This window comes from Streptomyces sp. Y2F8-2 (assembly GCF_014905555.1).
Classification (GTDB): domain Bacteria; phylum Actinomycetota; class Actinomycetes; order Streptomycetales; family Streptomycetaceae; genus Streptomyces; species Streptomyces cynarae.
In genome coordinates, this window is sequence record NZ_BNGS01000015.1 from 43,756 (window position 1) to 57,021 (window position 13,266).

The 13,266-nt window shown below is 68.9% G+C and carries 16 protein-coding genes and 1 pseudogene; 9 read left to right on the forward strand and 8 right to left on the reverse strand.

Going from position 1 to position 13,266, the window contains the following annotated elements; all coding sequences use genetic code 11:
• Positions 1-129 precede the first annotated feature (129 nt).
• Complete coding sequence (locus tag SY2F82_RS39985; RefSeq protein WP_236042007.1) at positions 130-276, reverse strand: hypothetical protein; 147 nt, start codon at positions 274-276, stop codon at positions 130-132.
• A gap of 348 nt (positions 277-624) precedes the next feature.
• Between SY2F82_RS39985 and SY2F82_RS36310 the strand changes: the two genes are divergently transcribed.
• Genes SY2F82_RS36310 through SY2F82_RS36320 form a run of 3 tightly spaced genes read left to right on the forward strand, consistent with a single transcriptional unit; the run spans position 625 to position 3,575 of the window.
• Positions 625-2,352, forward strand: coding sequence for a hypothetical protein (locus SY2F82_RS36310; RefSeq protein WP_200423451.1), 1,728 nt, complete (start codon positions 625-627; stop codon positions 2,350-2,352).
• A complete protein-coding gene (locus SY2F82_RS36315; RefSeq protein WP_200423366.1) occupies positions 2,336-2,692 on the forward strand; it encodes a hypothetical protein in 357 nt (118 codons plus the stop codon). The genes SY2F82_RS36310 and SY2F82_RS36315 overlap by 17 nt, the downstream gene beginning before the upstream one ends.
• Positions 2,693-2,699: 7 nt before the next feature.
• The gene (locus SY2F82_RS36320; RefSeq protein ID WP_200423367.1) at positions 2,700-3,575 is read left to right on the forward strand and encodes a hypothetical protein; all 876 of its coding nucleotides are present in this window, start codon (positions 2,700-2,702) and stop codon (positions 3,573-3,575) included.
• 82 nt (positions 3,576-3,657) lie between these two features.
• Here SY2F82_RS36320 and SY2F82_RS36325 read toward each other — a convergent pair.
• Positions 3,658-3,768 (reverse strand): annotated as a pseudogene (locus SY2F82_RS36325) (SGNH/GDSL hydrolase family protein); the annotation flags it as partial.
• On the reverse strand, positions 3,755-4,324 hold the full coding sequence (locus SY2F82_RS36330) for a PadR family transcriptional regulator (protein WP_200423368.1): 570 nt from the start codon (positions 4,322-4,324) through the stop codon (positions 3,755-3,757). The gene SY2F82_RS36330 and the pseudogene SY2F82_RS36325, both read right to left, overlap by 14 nt.
• Positions 4,325-4,419: 95 nt before the next feature.
• On the opposite strand from SY2F82_RS36330, the gene SY2F82_RS36335 reads away from it, so the two are divergent.
• Complete coding sequence (locus SY2F82_RS36335) at positions 4,420-4,851, forward strand: nuclear transport factor 2 family protein (protein ID WP_200423369.1); 432 nt, start codon at positions 4,420-4,422, stop codon at positions 4,849-4,851.
• Between the two features lie 213 nt (positions 4,852-5,064).
• Here SY2F82_RS36335 and SY2F82_RS36340 read toward each other — a convergent pair whose 3' ends face one another.
• Positions 5,065-5,760, reverse strand: a complete 696-nt coding sequence (locus SY2F82_RS36340) for an ATP-binding protein (RefSeq protein ID WP_200423370.1) — start codon at positions 5,758-5,760, stop codon at positions 5,065-5,067.
• Between the two features lie 475 nt (positions 5,761-6,235).
• On the opposite strand from SY2F82_RS36340, the gene SY2F82_RS36345 reads away from it, so the two are divergent.
• Positions 6,236-6,598 carry a MerR family transcriptional regulator gene (locus SY2F82_RS36345; RefSeq protein ID WP_200423371.1) on the forward strand — a complete coding sequence of 121 codons (363 nt, stop codon included), beginning with the start codon at positions 6,236-6,238 and terminating at the stop codon, positions 6,596-6,598.
• 271 nt (positions 6,599-6,869) lie between these two features.
• Entirely contained in the window at positions 6,870-7,073 is a 204-nt protein-coding gene (locus SY2F82_RS36350) for a cold-shock protein (protein WP_007383480.1), read from the forward strand.
• A 462-nt stretch (positions 7,074-7,535) separates the two neighbouring features.
• On the opposite strand, the gene SY2F82_RS36355 is transcribed toward SY2F82_RS36350, so the two are convergent.
• Positions 7,536-7,811: a helix-turn-helix domain-containing protein gene (locus SY2F82_RS36355; protein ID WP_200423372.1), complete on the reverse strand. Its 276-nt coding sequence runs from the start codon at positions 7,809-7,811 to the stop codon at positions 7,536-7,538.
• Between the two features lie 59 nt (positions 7,812-7,870).
• On the opposite strand from SY2F82_RS36355, the gene map reads away from it, so the two are divergent.
• Positions 7,871-8,638, forward strand: a complete 768-nt coding sequence (map, locus tag SY2F82_RS36360) for a type I methionyl aminopeptidase (RefSeq protein ID WP_200423373.1) — start codon at positions 7,871-7,873, stop codon at positions 8,636-8,638.
• Between the two features lie 204 nt (positions 8,639-8,842).
• Here the strand turns inward: map and SY2F82_RS36365 are convergent, their stop codons facing one another.
• Positions 8,843-9,712, reverse strand: a complete 870-nt coding sequence (locus SY2F82_RS36365; RefSeq protein ID WP_200423374.1) for a class II glutamine amidotransferase — start codon at positions 9,710-9,712, stop codon at positions 8,843-8,845.
• Positions 9,713-9,971: 259 nt separating this feature from the next.
• Positions 9,972-10,127, reverse strand: coding sequence for a TraR/DksA C4-type zinc finger protein (locus SY2F82_RS36370; protein ID WP_200423375.1), 156 nt, complete (start codon positions 10,125-10,127; stop codon positions 9,972-9,974).
• A 383-nt stretch (positions 10,128-10,510) separates the two neighbouring features.
• Between SY2F82_RS36370 and SY2F82_RS36375 the strand changes: the two genes are divergently transcribed.
• Positions 10,511-11,338: an alpha/beta fold hydrolase gene (locus SY2F82_RS36375; protein ID WP_200423376.1), complete on the forward strand. Its 828-nt coding sequence runs from the start codon at positions 10,511-10,513 to the stop codon at positions 11,336-11,338.
• 126 nt (positions 11,339-11,464) lie between these two features.
• On the opposite strand, the gene SY2F82_RS36380 is transcribed toward SY2F82_RS36375, so the two are convergent.
• A complete protein-coding gene (locus SY2F82_RS36380) occupies positions 11,465-12,103 on the reverse strand; it encodes an HD domain-containing protein (RefSeq protein WP_200423452.1) in 639 nt (212 codons plus the stop codon).
• A gap of 139 nt (positions 12,104-12,242) precedes the next feature.
• On the opposite strand from SY2F82_RS36380, the gene SY2F82_RS36385 reads away from it, so the two are divergent.
• Positions 12,243-13,217 carry a GlxA family transcriptional regulator gene (locus SY2F82_RS36385; protein ID WP_200423377.1) on the forward strand — a complete coding sequence of 325 codons (975 nt, stop codon included), beginning with the start codon at positions 12,243-12,245 and terminating at the stop codon, positions 13,215-13,217.
• Positions 13,218-13,266 lie beyond the last annotated feature (49 nt).

A 13,266-nucleotide genomic window follows, 5' to 3' on the forward strand; every position in this document is an offset into this window, starting at 1 on the left:
CCGTAGGCTGGATCATCCCGGACCACCCGGGCGCAGGAAAGGAGAAACGCCCGGGACGCACCCTGCGTCTCGGGTACCCGGAACCCACACCACCTTGCACGGACATCGGTAACCGCTGCCCCGCCGGCATCACTCAACCGGATTGCGCTCTACGGGTTGCCGCAGAATCGTCCTGAGCTTGGCGGGAGCAGTCCTGCGCGGGTCGCTGAGGTAGACCTCGTGGTGCAACCCCGCCTCCATGTCGTCCGCCCACCACAGTCCCTCGAGTGGGCCCACGACGAAGTCCTTGCCAAGGTCGCCTCTGCTTGCGAACTTGACGGTACAGGCGACCGCGTAGAGCGCCTCGACCGCGCGGCGGTACGCGGCGCTGGTGTTCGGGTCGCCGTGCCCGAGTGCCGCGCCACGTTCGCGGCATGCAGCAGTTTCCCTCGTCCGCGCGCACGGGCCGGCCCGCGGGCACTCTCGTGCGGGTGACGGGCGCCAACTCCATTGACCACGGCGGCCGGTGAACGTCAGGTTCTGGCGGTTGGCGATCTGCCCGTTGTTCTATGCTGCTTGCTCATCAAACAGGGCGCCGGGCAAACGGGCCGTGGCGTCAGCATGTTCGACCATCGGGGGATGGGCGTGAGTACCGCCTACGTGCCGCACCAGTCACAGCCGCCCGTGCCTGCCTCGAAGCCGACTGCGGCCACGGCCCTGTACGCGAGTGAGCCCACCCGGCTGCTGTGCGCGGGCACCTACCTGGATTCCGACTTCCGCCACCGCGTCATCGAGGAGCTGTATCTCAACGAGCAGCGCATCGCGGCCCCTTCGGTCGGCTTCGACGCCGCCCGCGTCCTCGCCCACGCCCTGCGCGCCCGCCGCCTGGAGCTGAGCTGGGACCTGGGCATCCTTCTGCTGTGGGTGATCGGTGCGGCACTCAGTGAGGGCCTGCTTCTCTTGTTCCTTGCCTGCGGGGTGGACCTCGCCATCGCGTCGTGGGTGCGGGGCAGGAGCGAGAACCCGCCGCTGTACCGGCGCTTCCTGGCCTGGCTGCTGCGCTTGCAGGGGCTGCTCTCCGGAGCGTACTTCCTGGTCCTCACGGTGTCTCTGGCCTTCGGCGTCGGCTCCGACTCCTCATCGGGCGGAGGCGACTACGGCTCGTCCGGGCCGGACCCCACGTCGGGCAACGCCCTCCTCCCGTCCGGGAGCGACTTCGGTGCCCTGCAGGCGTGGCTGGCGGTGGCCGTGCTGGTGCTCATCGGGTTCTGCATCGCCGCCCAGCGTGCACAGGTCACCCGCTCGCTGACGCAGGAGCTGCACCCCACGCGCTTCCCGGACGCCGCGGCCGACCCGGCATTCAACTCGGAGGGCACGCGGTTCCGGCGGATGCTCCAGCGCATCCGCACCGAGCAGCACCAGGCGCTGATCATGTACCACGAGGCGCGTCCGTTCTGCGGCGCGGGCAGCGCGTACGACCCCTGGGTGCTCGCCGTGGAACTGCGGCCCGACGGGATGCGCAAGCAGCGCCCACTGAGCAACCGGGCCGTCCTGGACACGGTGCGGCCGCTGCTGGAACAGCTGCGCGAGTCCCCCGAGACCGCCCGGCACACGGTGCGCGACCGGCTGCGCCAGCTGGAGATCGACGAGTGTGTCTTCCTGCCCGTCGAGGGGCTGATGCACCGCGACGACGTCACCTACAACGCCGAGGAGTTCGAGGCGTTCCGGGCTCAGGCGGTCGAGGAGGGGGCCGAGAAGCGGCGGCACTTCCTGCGGGTACGGGTCGGTGGCTGGGACGACGAAGTGGTCGTCAGCGTCTTCGTGCGCGTCCACACCCAGGGCCGGATGCTGATGCTGGAGATCGCCCCGCACGTGCTCGCCCCGGTCCGGGAGGACTTCAAGGACGCCGACCGGGTCGCCCACCGTTACGCCCACAACAACCGTTTCGGCAAGGCCACTTACGCCGCTCCCCGGATCGTGCGCTCCGCGGGCGTCGCCATCGGGCACCTGTTGCGGCTGGGCGGCTTCGGCTGGCGTCTGCTGACCGCGGGCAACTCAGGCGCGCTGCCGGAGGGCCCGGCTGTGTCGGTACGCGAGCTGGGCTCGGCGCCGGAGGGGTCGCTGTTCCAGAAGATGGACGTCGACCGTTACCTGCGCACCATCCAGGACCGGATCGCGCACGGCGTGCGCACCGCCCTGGCCGAAGCCGGTTACCAGACCGGCGAGTTCGTCCAGAAGATCGTCAACATCAGCAACGGCGGCGTGAACATCGACTCGGTGCAGGACTCCACCTTTGCCGTCGGCACCCACGCCACCGCCAGCAGCGGCACCGAGCCGCAGAGAGGAACGGGGAGCGATGACCGACCCGCGTGAGCCGAACGTGTCCATCGGTGACGTGTCCGGCAGCACGTTCGCCATCGGCAGCCACGCCAGCGCCGTCAGCCACCACGGCGCCGGGCTGCGGACCGACGAGGCGACCGAGAAGCTGCTGGCCGCCGTGCGCGAGCTCCGCGCCGACCTGACCCGGGTGCGCGGCACCGAGCAGACCGTCGCGCTGGACGCCGAACTCGCCGGCACCGAGGAAGAGATCACCAGCACGGGTCAGGCCGGCCCGACCCGGCGTGAGCGCCTGCGCCGGCTGCTGGACGACTCCCAGTCCTTGCTGAACGTCCTTGCCTCCGCGGGTGCGGTGGCGGGGCTGCTGGCCCAGTGAGCGTGCGATGAACCGGGGCCAGCGGTACTGGAACGAGGACTCCCAGCGCTGGGAGTACGACACGACGCGTCCTTCCCCTCCCACCGCGCCGCCGGTGCCGGCCCGCCCGGAGAACCCGCCCCCGGTGCCCCCGGGACGGCCCGATGCCGGGTGGCAGGAGGCCACGGTGCTCGCGCCGCAGGCCCCACAGCCGTCCGGCAACCGGAGTGCCTTGTGGTGGAAGGTTGTGGCGGGCGTCGCGATGGTCGGCCTCGGGTCGGCTTTCGCCGTGGTGAAGCTGGCCGGCGGCGACGGTGCGGCAACGGTCCGTGCGACGGCGAGCCCCTCGCCACTCGCAAGCGGCTCGGCGTTCTCGAACCCGGCCACGGGCGGTTCGAGCCCCGGCGACTCGGCCTCCGCCTCCCTGTCGGCGGAGGCGTCAGGCCCGCCCGAGGGCTATCACAGCGTGGACGACCCCGACGGCTTCACCATGGCCGTACCGGACGGCTGGCAGCGCAGCGTCCGCTCGAACGGCATCTTCTACGCCACGGACGGCGACCGCAGGCTTCTCCAGGTCTTCGTCGTCACGGAGGCCGGGATGTCGGCCTACGACGCGGTCAGCAAGTCCTCCGAGAATCTCGCGGGCCAGCCCGGGTACGAGGAGGTGAGCTTGGACCGCGCTCCCGACACGGGCGGCGCGTCCCGTGCGGTGGGGGACGACGTGGCCCGGCTGGTCTATGCCTACGACAGCGTGAAACAGGGGGAGCGCCGAAAGGTGGTGGAGTACGCCTTCACCGCCGACAACGGCAAGTTGTACGCGGTTCTGGCGGCCGGCCCGGCTGCCCAGTGGCCGCAGCAGCAGCGGGACGCCGACACGGCCTTGCAGTTCTTCGCGACCCGCTGACTTACGGCTCGCTGATTTTCAGGCTCTTGCGGTCCCTGATGTCGCCGCCGAGATGGGCGTCTTCCGCACCACAGCGCACACGGCGGTCGGCGAAGCCGCGCAAGCCAGTGGTGTCGTCGCCGTCGCCGAGGCACTCGGTCCGGCTGCCGTTCAGGGCGACATGACGGCAGTGCGCCGGATCAGCGCCGGGCACGGGCCTGCCGCCTCTCCTGGAGGACCGCGATCGTATGCGTGCACCAGTCGCGGTTTTCCTGCTCGAAGGCCAGGCCGCGCAGGCAGGTCAGGTACGGGCCGATGCGGTCGCCGTGGCGGAGGAACTCCTTCTCCGTAAGGTCGCCCCGCAGGCGGCGCAGCAGTGCGCCGAAGAGGTCGATCTTGGCCTGGGCGACGGTGGCGCGTTCGGCCAGCTCGGCGATCAGGGCGTCGGTGTCGACGCGGTCGGCGGCCTGGACCTTGACGAGCAGGTCGTCGCGAATGAAGGCCGGTTTGGCGGAGGCGGCCGTGAAGTTCTCCAGCTCGGCCAGGCCGGCGTCGGTCACGTGGAACAGCCGCTTGTTCGGCCGGCTCTCCTGCACCACCTCCCGACCCGCGACCAGCCCTTCCTTCTCGAGCCGGGTCAGCTCGGCGTAGAGCTGCTGAGGCTGGGCGTACCAGAAGTTGGCCACACCGACGTCGAACGCCTTGGCCAGCTGGTAGCCGCTGAGCTCGCCGTCGAGCAGCGCCGCCAGCACGGCGTGCCGTAGTGCCATGGAGTCGCTCCCCACATACCTCTGTCGCTGTACCAGTCGCTCATGATAGTCATAAAAATGACTAATCACGTTCATGACTATGGAGGTGTGGGCCCGTGAACGCCGCAGCCCGTTTCCGCGCAGCCGTCGACAACCAGGACCTCGCGGCCCTGGACGACCTGTTCACCGACGACATCCGCTTCTACAGCCCCGTGAAGTTCACGCCCTTCGAGGGCAAGCCGATGGTGATGGGACTTTTCGGGGTCCTGCTGCGCACCTTCGAGGACTTCCGGTACATCGGCGACCATGTCGGCACCGCGCAGACCAGCACCGACGCCAGTACCGCGCCGTCCACAGTGCTGCTCTTCCGCGCCAAGGCGGGCGGCAAGGAGATCCACGGCATCGACCTGCTGCATTTCGATGACGACGGCCGGATCAAGGAGTTCACCGTCATGGTCCGCCCCCAGTCCGCCGTGCACGCCCTCAGCGAGGCCGTCCTGGCCGGCCTGGTCGCAGACGGCTTGGTCCCCGCCCCCACCCATCCGTAGACGACCACGGGCCTGAGGCCGTCTGCCCGGACCCGGCCGCCGGCCCCACGGCGGTGGCGATCGCATGAGGGGCTGTGCGAGCCGGTGCTGCGCTCCCACGACATCGACTCCAGAGGTTGACGATGTCGCCGTCCGGGTACTACAGCCACGGGCCCGTGCCCGGGTCAGACGTACGTCGAGCTGATCGGCGGCCCGCTGGGCGGGCTGTGTGGTTCAGCGCTTCCGCGGCGAGGCCGCCGCCCGGTTCGTGGACTGCTGTGCCCAGACGGTCTTTCCCCCTTCGTGGTAGCGGGTGCCCCAGTGATCGGCGAGGCTGGCGATGATGAACAGCCCACGTCCGCGCTCGTCGACAATGCGGGCGTGCTTGACGTGGGGGGCACTGGGCACTGCGTCCCTGACCTCACAGGTGAGCACCTGGTCGTGGATGAGGCGCAATTGAAGGGGTGGGGACCCGTAGCGGACGGCGCTGCCGACGAGTTCGCTGGCGATGAGCTCGGTGGTGAAGGCGGTCTCCTCGTCGATGTTCCAGGTCGCGAGCCGGTCACGTACTGCGGCGCGCGCGAGGGGTGCGGCCTCCGGGCCGGCCGGGAGGGGGCAGGTGAGGACGTTGTCCGTCGGGATGGCTTGGACGCGGGCGAGGAGCATGAGGGTCTCGCCTGCCGGCCGGCTGTTCGTCAGCGCGTAGGCGATGTGGTCGCACAGGTCGGACAAGGTCCGGTCTCTGCTCTCATCGAGTAGCGAGCGCAGTGGCGCGGACGGCGTGAGCACTTTCTCGGCCAGGGAGGCTGTGCTGATGGCAAGAGTGCTTCCCGCCGGGAGGTCGACGGTGGTGGCGGGGAAGGGGGCGTTGCCGGTGTCGGCGAGCGGCGGGCCCGCCGGGACGGGGAGGGCGGTCGATGTGCCGCACAACGACGAGTGGGCTGCCTCGCACCAACCAGCCACCGATCGGCGCAACGTCGGGGTCCCTTCTGCGGAGATCTGCGTCCCGTGACCGCACACGTCGCGGGGGAGTCGTGTGGGAAGTGTTGCGGGAGACGCCCCGTACGGCTCAGCAAGATCCTTCGCCGACAGCAGCAGCGCGAAGCACGAGCGCAGAACCCCTCGTTGGTGTTCCTGGTGGGGTTCGGGGCCGGTGGCCGTGACGTCCGCGCCGGACCCGTCCGGTACCCGCTCTCACACGCCTGCCGGGCGGTCGTACCGCAGCAGGCCGGGAAGTCTGCACGGGCGGTATCAGGTATGTGGGCGTCGTGGCGCTAGGGTTGTGGCTGCCGGGGTACCACAAGGAGGGACCGCAGGTGGTTGGTGTCGTTGGTGCCGCATCGTCTTGCGAGCGCGGCACCGGCCCTGTCCGGGTCCCCGGCAGTGTTCCCGAAACGAAGGTGCCATGCCCGCCGAGAACTCGCCCGCCGGTAACCTCGACGACGAGGACTACCCCGCCTACACCATGGGTCGCGCTGCCGACGTCCTCGGCATCACGCCCGCCTTTCTCCGGGCCGTCGGTGAGGCCAAGCTGATCACTCCGCGGCGCTCGGAGGGCGGCCACCGCCGTTACTCCCGCCACCAGTTGCGTCTCGTCGCCCGCGCCCGCGAGCTCGTCGACCAGGGAACTCCCGTCGAGGCCGCGTGCCGCATCATCAGCCTTGAAGACCAGCTGGAAGAGGCCCGGCGCCTGAACGAGGAGATGCGCCGCATGCTGGGCGGCTCCGGTATGGGTGACAACCGTGAGCTGAACAGTCCGCGTGAGTGAATATCTGTCACCGCCGTTGCAGAATTACCCACCGGATCGCGAAAGCCTCTTCATCTCCGCGGGTACGGAATACTGTCCCCGCTGGGTCAGGATGGAAGAAGGCGCGGGCATTCCGCGTGCGCCTGTGTTAACGTGACAGCAGTTGCGGCTTTGGTTGCCGGAGTTTTTCTATGAGAACCCTCCAGGTTTTCCGGCACTCCGGATGGTGATCATCGCGGCGACTCGGGTCTGCGCAGTGCGGATCCCGGCATTCGCCTAGGGAGTATCGAATATGGCATCTGGCACCGTGAAGTGGTTCAACGCGGAAAAGGGCTTCGGCTTCATCGAGCAGGACGGCGGCGGCGCCGACGTGTTCGCGCACTACTCGAACATCGCCACCTCCGGCTTCCGCGAGCTTCAGGAGGGCCAGAAGGTGACCTTCGACGTGACACAGGGCCAGAAGGGCCCGCAGGCGGAGAACATCGTTCCTGCCTGACGCTGACACGCGTATGACGTGGCTGGGGCCCGCGCTCTCAAGGCGCGGGCCCCAGTCTGTTTACCCCTCATTTTTCACGTCCCCGCCTTTCCGGTTTTCCCTGCGGTTCATTCTTGCGACTTCTGCCGCGGTTCCTCGTCGCCGAATGGAATTCCTCGATGCGTGCCGCGCGCATCTGGAGGTGACGCCGCGACCGCTCGCATCAGGCCGGTCGAGGTGACTGCTCGGCCGAAGTGCCGGGTGAAGAACCTGAACGCGCTGACGGCCCTGAACCTGGGCAGCTCCTTGTGTGTGCCCGCGTTGGCGTGCAACGTCTGCTCCTTCGAGGCGAAGGCGTCGAACAGTCACCTGGTGCCCGTCAGCCCCGGCAGCACTGCGTCGCCTGACCGCGACGGCCCGCCGAACGACCGAGTCGAGCACGCTGCCGTCACCGACGTGCGTCGCCCGCGCCGACGTTTGCCCTCAGGCCGAGAGTGCCGACTCCTGCCAGTCCGGATCGTGTGCGCAGGCGGCCGCCAGCTCGTCCAGGGAGACCTGGAGGGCGGCGGCCAGAGCCGCGACGGTGAAGAAGGCTGGTGTGGGAGCCCTGCCTGTCTCGATCTTGCGCAGCGTCTCTGCAGAGACTCCTGCCGCAGCCGCCACCTCCGTCATGCTCCGGTCGCCGCGCGCCTGACGCAGCAGCGCGCCGAACCGCTCGCCGCGTTCTCGTTCCCACGGGGTCAGTGGAGTCCTCACCATGACCGTGATACTAATACCGGTATAAGTATTGGGTCATCTTGGGTGGGGAGTCACAGCACATGGTGGAGATCAAGACCGATGCCGCGCTGGACGCGATGCGGGAAGCCGGACGCGTGGTGGCCCGGGCTCTGGCCGCCGCCCGGGAGGCAGCCCGGGTAGGGGTGTCCCTGCGGGAACTCGACGAGGCGGCCCGCGCCGTCCTGGCCGAGGCCGGAGCCCGATCGCCCTTCCTCGGATACCGGCCGTCCTTCGCCCCCACCCCCTTCCCCGCGGTGATCTGCACCTCGGTCAACGACGCCGTGGTCCACGGCATCCCCACCGACTACCGTCTGAGGGACGGCGATCTGGTGAGCATCGACTGCGGCGCCCAGCTCGACGGCTGGACGGGCGACGCCGCCATCACCTTCACCGTCGGAACCCCGCGCCCCGCCGACGTGGACCTGATCGACGCCACCCGGCAGGCCCTGGACGCCGGCATCGCCGCCGCCCGAGTGGGCGGCCGCATCGGCGACATCTCACACGCCATCGGCGCGGTCGCCCACAAGGCCCGCTGCGGGATGCCCACCGACTTCGGCGGCCACGGCATCGGCCGCCGTATGCACGAAGACCCCCACGTGCCCAACCGGGGCCGCCCCGGCCGCGGTTTCCCCCTCCGCCATGGCTTGGTCCTCGCCATCGAACCCATGCTCATGGCCGGGGGACAGGACACCTACCGCACCGATGCGGACGGCTGGACCCTGCGCACCACCGACGGCAGCAGGGCCGCCCACATCGAGCACACCGTCGCCATCACCGACCAGGGCCCCCGCATCCTCACCCTGCCCTGACCCCCGCACCCACCAGCGGACGGGCCCGTGGCCTCCGCCCCCCAGCCGGACGGGACGGAAGCGGGCGCGCCGCACCGCGGGCAGGCACCGTTCGCCACGTCTCGAACGACAGGGTGCGGCACGCCGAGTCGGGGCCCGGCACGGCCGTGCACACCGGGGGACCGGATCGTCGTGCTGTCCGAGGAGGCGGGTCACATCCCCGCGCTAGGCGGCGGTCTGGGAGGCGGCGGCGTCGGGGCGCAGGTCGTCGAGGCTGAGCCGGTGTGCCGGGGCGTCGGGCAGGATCATCCGGTGGGTGGTGTGCAGGTCGGGGCCGACGTGAAGAAGGGCGCCGGGTTGCATCTCGCGCCAGTAGGGGTTGTCGTCCATCCGTTCGCTGGCTACGACGACGGAGGGGTGGTCGGTCAGGTGCTCGCAGTGGATGCGCATGCGGCCGTGGCTGCCGCTGTGGTCGAGATGCCGGTTGCCGTGCTGGCCGCCCGCCCGGCGCTCGAGGACGTACAGATCATGGGTGTCCGGATAGCGCAGCGCCCACAGCTGGTCGAAGGTGATGAGGATCAGGTTCAGGGCGTAGACGGGCAGGTTCCCGGCGATCCACCGGGCCGCCTGCTCGATACCCGCAGAGACGTCACCGTCGTGCTTGCGGGTCTCCCGGGTGATCAGGGCGAAGAACCGCTCGGAATCGGTGTCGCCCTGGACCAGCGACCGGTCCGCGCCGAGGTGGTCATCGAGCTTGTCGAGACCCTCGATGACCCCGTTGTGCGCGAAGAGCCGCCCGTCCTGCTCGAAGGGGTGGGTGTTGCGGGTGTCCAGGCTGCCGGTGGAGGCGAAGCGCACATGGGCCAGGAAGGTTGCCGACTCCTCCCGCCTGGCCTCCTGGGCGAAGGCCCGGTCCTGATACGCCGCGATGGGTGCCTTGTCGACGCGCGGGGTGCCGTCGGCGGCGAAGTACCCCAGGCCGGTGCCGTCCGGGTCGTGATGGCTCTGCCGGCTGAGACTGTCGGGGGCGTCCAGCAACCAGAAGGTGGCGTGGGCGCGCCGCGGGGCGCAGCTGAGACCGAACAGACGGCACATGGGTTCCTCCTTGCCTCTCTGCTTCGGTTGGCACGGCCGCAGCGAGCGTTCCCCCGCCGGGGAGCCGCGAACCAGGCAGATCGGCGGCTGGGGCAGTCGGCGCCGGCGGCGCGGTGACGGCCTGGCGGTGAGGAGCCCCTTGCCGGCGATCCAGGTGCGGTGCGGGCGCTGCCCCTCGCCAGGGCGATGCCGCATCAGCGCCTGGCACGTCGGCCAAGGTCGGTGCCGGGTGGCGTCGGTGCGCAGAGGGGGCTGCCGGTCACGGGATCGCCTCCCTGATCTGCCGGCAAGGGGCGCAGTGGCGGACCTGCGGCAGGATCATCAGCCGTTCCCGCTCGATGGGGCGCCGGCACAGGTGGCAGGCGCCGTAGGACCCCTCCGAAACCAGCAGCCGCTCGGCGGGACGATGCAGCACCTGGTCAGCCGAATAGCCCCCATAGGCGCTCGGCGGCGCCGGTCCACACGGAGACCCTCATGTCGGCACTGAGCACTGCCAGGACGTCACCCGGTTCCACAGCCCACTCTTCAGCTGAGGATCTTGTAGAACCATCAGTGGACATATTGCAACTATGCCGCGCATGTGCCCGCCGCTCCACGGCAGGCCGCCCGACGCGCTCAAGGGGGGCTTTCCGAGTAGCGTAGGACGCCAGATGTGCTCATCGGCCGCCTTCCGCTGCCGGCCTCTCCGTCGCCCCCGATGCGCGTCCGCTGCTGGTCGTGGCGTGACAATTCCAAGTGTGGCTCGGGCACTGAATTCCACGCAGGGCGGAATTCCGGACAAGCGCTAGAGAGGCAATCATGGCCTTTGCCGCTGCCAAGGACGGCACGCAGATTTACTTCAAGGACTGGGGATCGGGTCCGCCGGTCGTCTTTTCCCACGGCTGGCCATTGATCGCGGACGCGTGGGATCCGCAGCTGAAGCTGATGGCGGACAACGGCTTCCGGGTCGTGGCCCACGACCGGCGTGGGGGTGGACGCTCGGGCCAGCCCTGGCAGGGGAACGACCTCGACACGTACGCCGAGGACCTGGCCTCGGTCATCGAGGCCCTCGACCTTCGTGACGTCATCCTGGTCGGTCACTCGACCGGTGGGGGAGAGGTCACGCGCTATATCGGCCGACACGGCACGAGTCGTGTCACCAAGGCGGTTCTGCTCGGCGCGATCCCCCCGTTGATGCTCAAGACGGAAGCGAACCCGGAGGGGCTGCCGATCGACGTCTTCGACGACATCCGAAAAGGCGTGCTCACGGACCGTTCCCAGTTCTACAAGGACCTCAGTGCTCCCTTCTACGGCGCCAACCGCGAGGGATCGACCGTTTCGCAGGGGACTCGCGACGAGTTCTGGCTCTGGAGCATGACGGTGGGCATCAAGGGCGCCCATGACTGCATCAAGGCGTTCTCCGAGACCGACCTCACCGAGGACCTGAAGAAATTCGACATCCCCACACTGATCATTCACGGCGACGATGACCAGATCGTTCCCATCGTGGCATCCGCGAACAAATCGTCAAAGCTCGTCAAAGACGCGACCTTCAAGGTCTACCCGGGTGCTCCGCACGGCTTGTCGATGGTTCCCGAGTTCGCGGATCGGTTCAACGCCGACCTGCTCGCATTCGCACGCGGCTGACCGGCCGGCCACGGGGTCATGTGATCTTGGGCTGGTCGGTCCGGTGCTGAGCGACGCCCCCTCGCGGCATCCGCGGGCACGGCGATGGCCGATTCATCGCATGGCACGGTGCGGCGAGCTTGCCGGTCACTTGGGCCAAGGCGAACCAAGGATGCGCTCGACCATGGTCGTGCGCCGGAAACCCGGAATGAAATGCTCAAGCACGTCCTGGTTCACGGTTCCATACGTGGTGTCGGGACGGTTTTTGAGGCCTTCGACGAAAGCCTGCAGAAACTCGTTCTTGAAGTCACCCCGCGGATGGACGGAGGTGATCTCCTCCACCTCGCCGGGATCCATCCTGCCCAGCCCCAGGCCCACCACATCAGTCAGTACTCCGTAGTTCGTGGCGGCGATCTCCGGTCCCAGCCGGCCCGGTATTCCGGGCGTCGTGTGCAGCGCAATCGCCATCCACACCGTGTCGGTGGCCACGGTCGAGAAACCATGGTCGAGCAGAAACTTGCGCGCGTGGTCGGCGCCGTCCAGTTCGAACCGCTGCTCCTTTTCGGAAAACGGCGTCAAGAGGCCGGAATCGTGGAAAAGAGCCGACAGGTAGAGCAGCTCGGGATCGGGTTCCAGGCCGAGCTCGCGAGCCTGAATGACGCCGAAGAAGAAGACGCGCCGGGAGTGGTGGAAAATAAGGGGGCTGGTTCTCTCCCGGATGAGCCGGGTGGCTTCGGCGGCCGCCGGGGTCTTGGGAACCTCTACGCCCGCGACGATTTCGGTCATGAGCTCTGTGCCTCTTCGGGTATCTTTCTCTTGCTGCACTGGACGGATGCTTTCTTCAACGATGCCGACCACCCGGCCTTCCGCGCCGCCTCGGTCCGGCCGTGAACCACCCGAATCCAGACACGCAAGGAAGGTGACGATGAGCTCCCACACACATCGGGTCGCGATCCTGGTGTACGACGGGGTCAAACTGCTGGATGTCGCCGGCCCCGCAGAGGTGTTCTCCGAGGCGAATCGGTTTGGTGCCCACTACCGGGTCGTGCTGGTGTCACCGAACGGTGCGGACGTCGTCTCATCCAACGGGATCCGGATCGCGGTCGACGGCGACATCCAATCCGAACGGGATCCTCACACGTTCCTTGTGGCCGGCGCGGACGTCTACCCGAGTACCCCGGTCGCCCATGATCTGGCCCGGGCCGCTCAGACCCTGTCCGCCCGAGCGGCAAGGACCGCCGCCATCTGCACGGGAGCCTTCGTCCTCGGCGCGGCTGGTCTCCTGGAAGGCAAGCGTGCGACCACGCACTGGAAGGTCACTCACCAGCTCGCCGCGCGCTGTCCGACCACCCGCGTCGAACCCGACGCGATCTATGTGCGAGACGGCACCACATACACCTCGGCGGGCGTCACCGCCGGCATCGACCTGGCACTGGCGCTCGTGGAGGAGGACCACGGCCCCGACCTCACTCGCGACGTGGCCCGCGCCCTGGTGGTCTACCTGCAGCGCTCGGGCGGCCAGTCTCAGTTCTCCGCACCGCTGCAAGGACCACCACCCCGCACGCCGGCGCTCCGTAAGATCACCGACCTGGTGACGGCGGATCCCCCGGGGAACCACTCACTCGGTGAACTCGCGAAGCACCTCAACCTGAGCCCTCGCCATCTCACCCGGCTCTTTCGCGACGAGTTGTCCACCACCCCGGCCCGATTCGTGGAATCGATACGCTTCGACATGGCCAAAGCCCTGCTTGACCAAGGGCACACCGCCACGCAGGCGGCCGCCCTCGCCGGCTTCCCCAGCTACGAAAGTCTGCGGAGAGTCTTCGCCAGGGAGCTGTCGATCAGCCCCGCGGCCTACCAGCGCCGCTTCGCCACCGCGCGCCGCGGCAACGCCGGGTAGAACCACAAGCCCAGGCCTGGCCGAGCCGGTCAGCGGTGGAGGGCGTCGC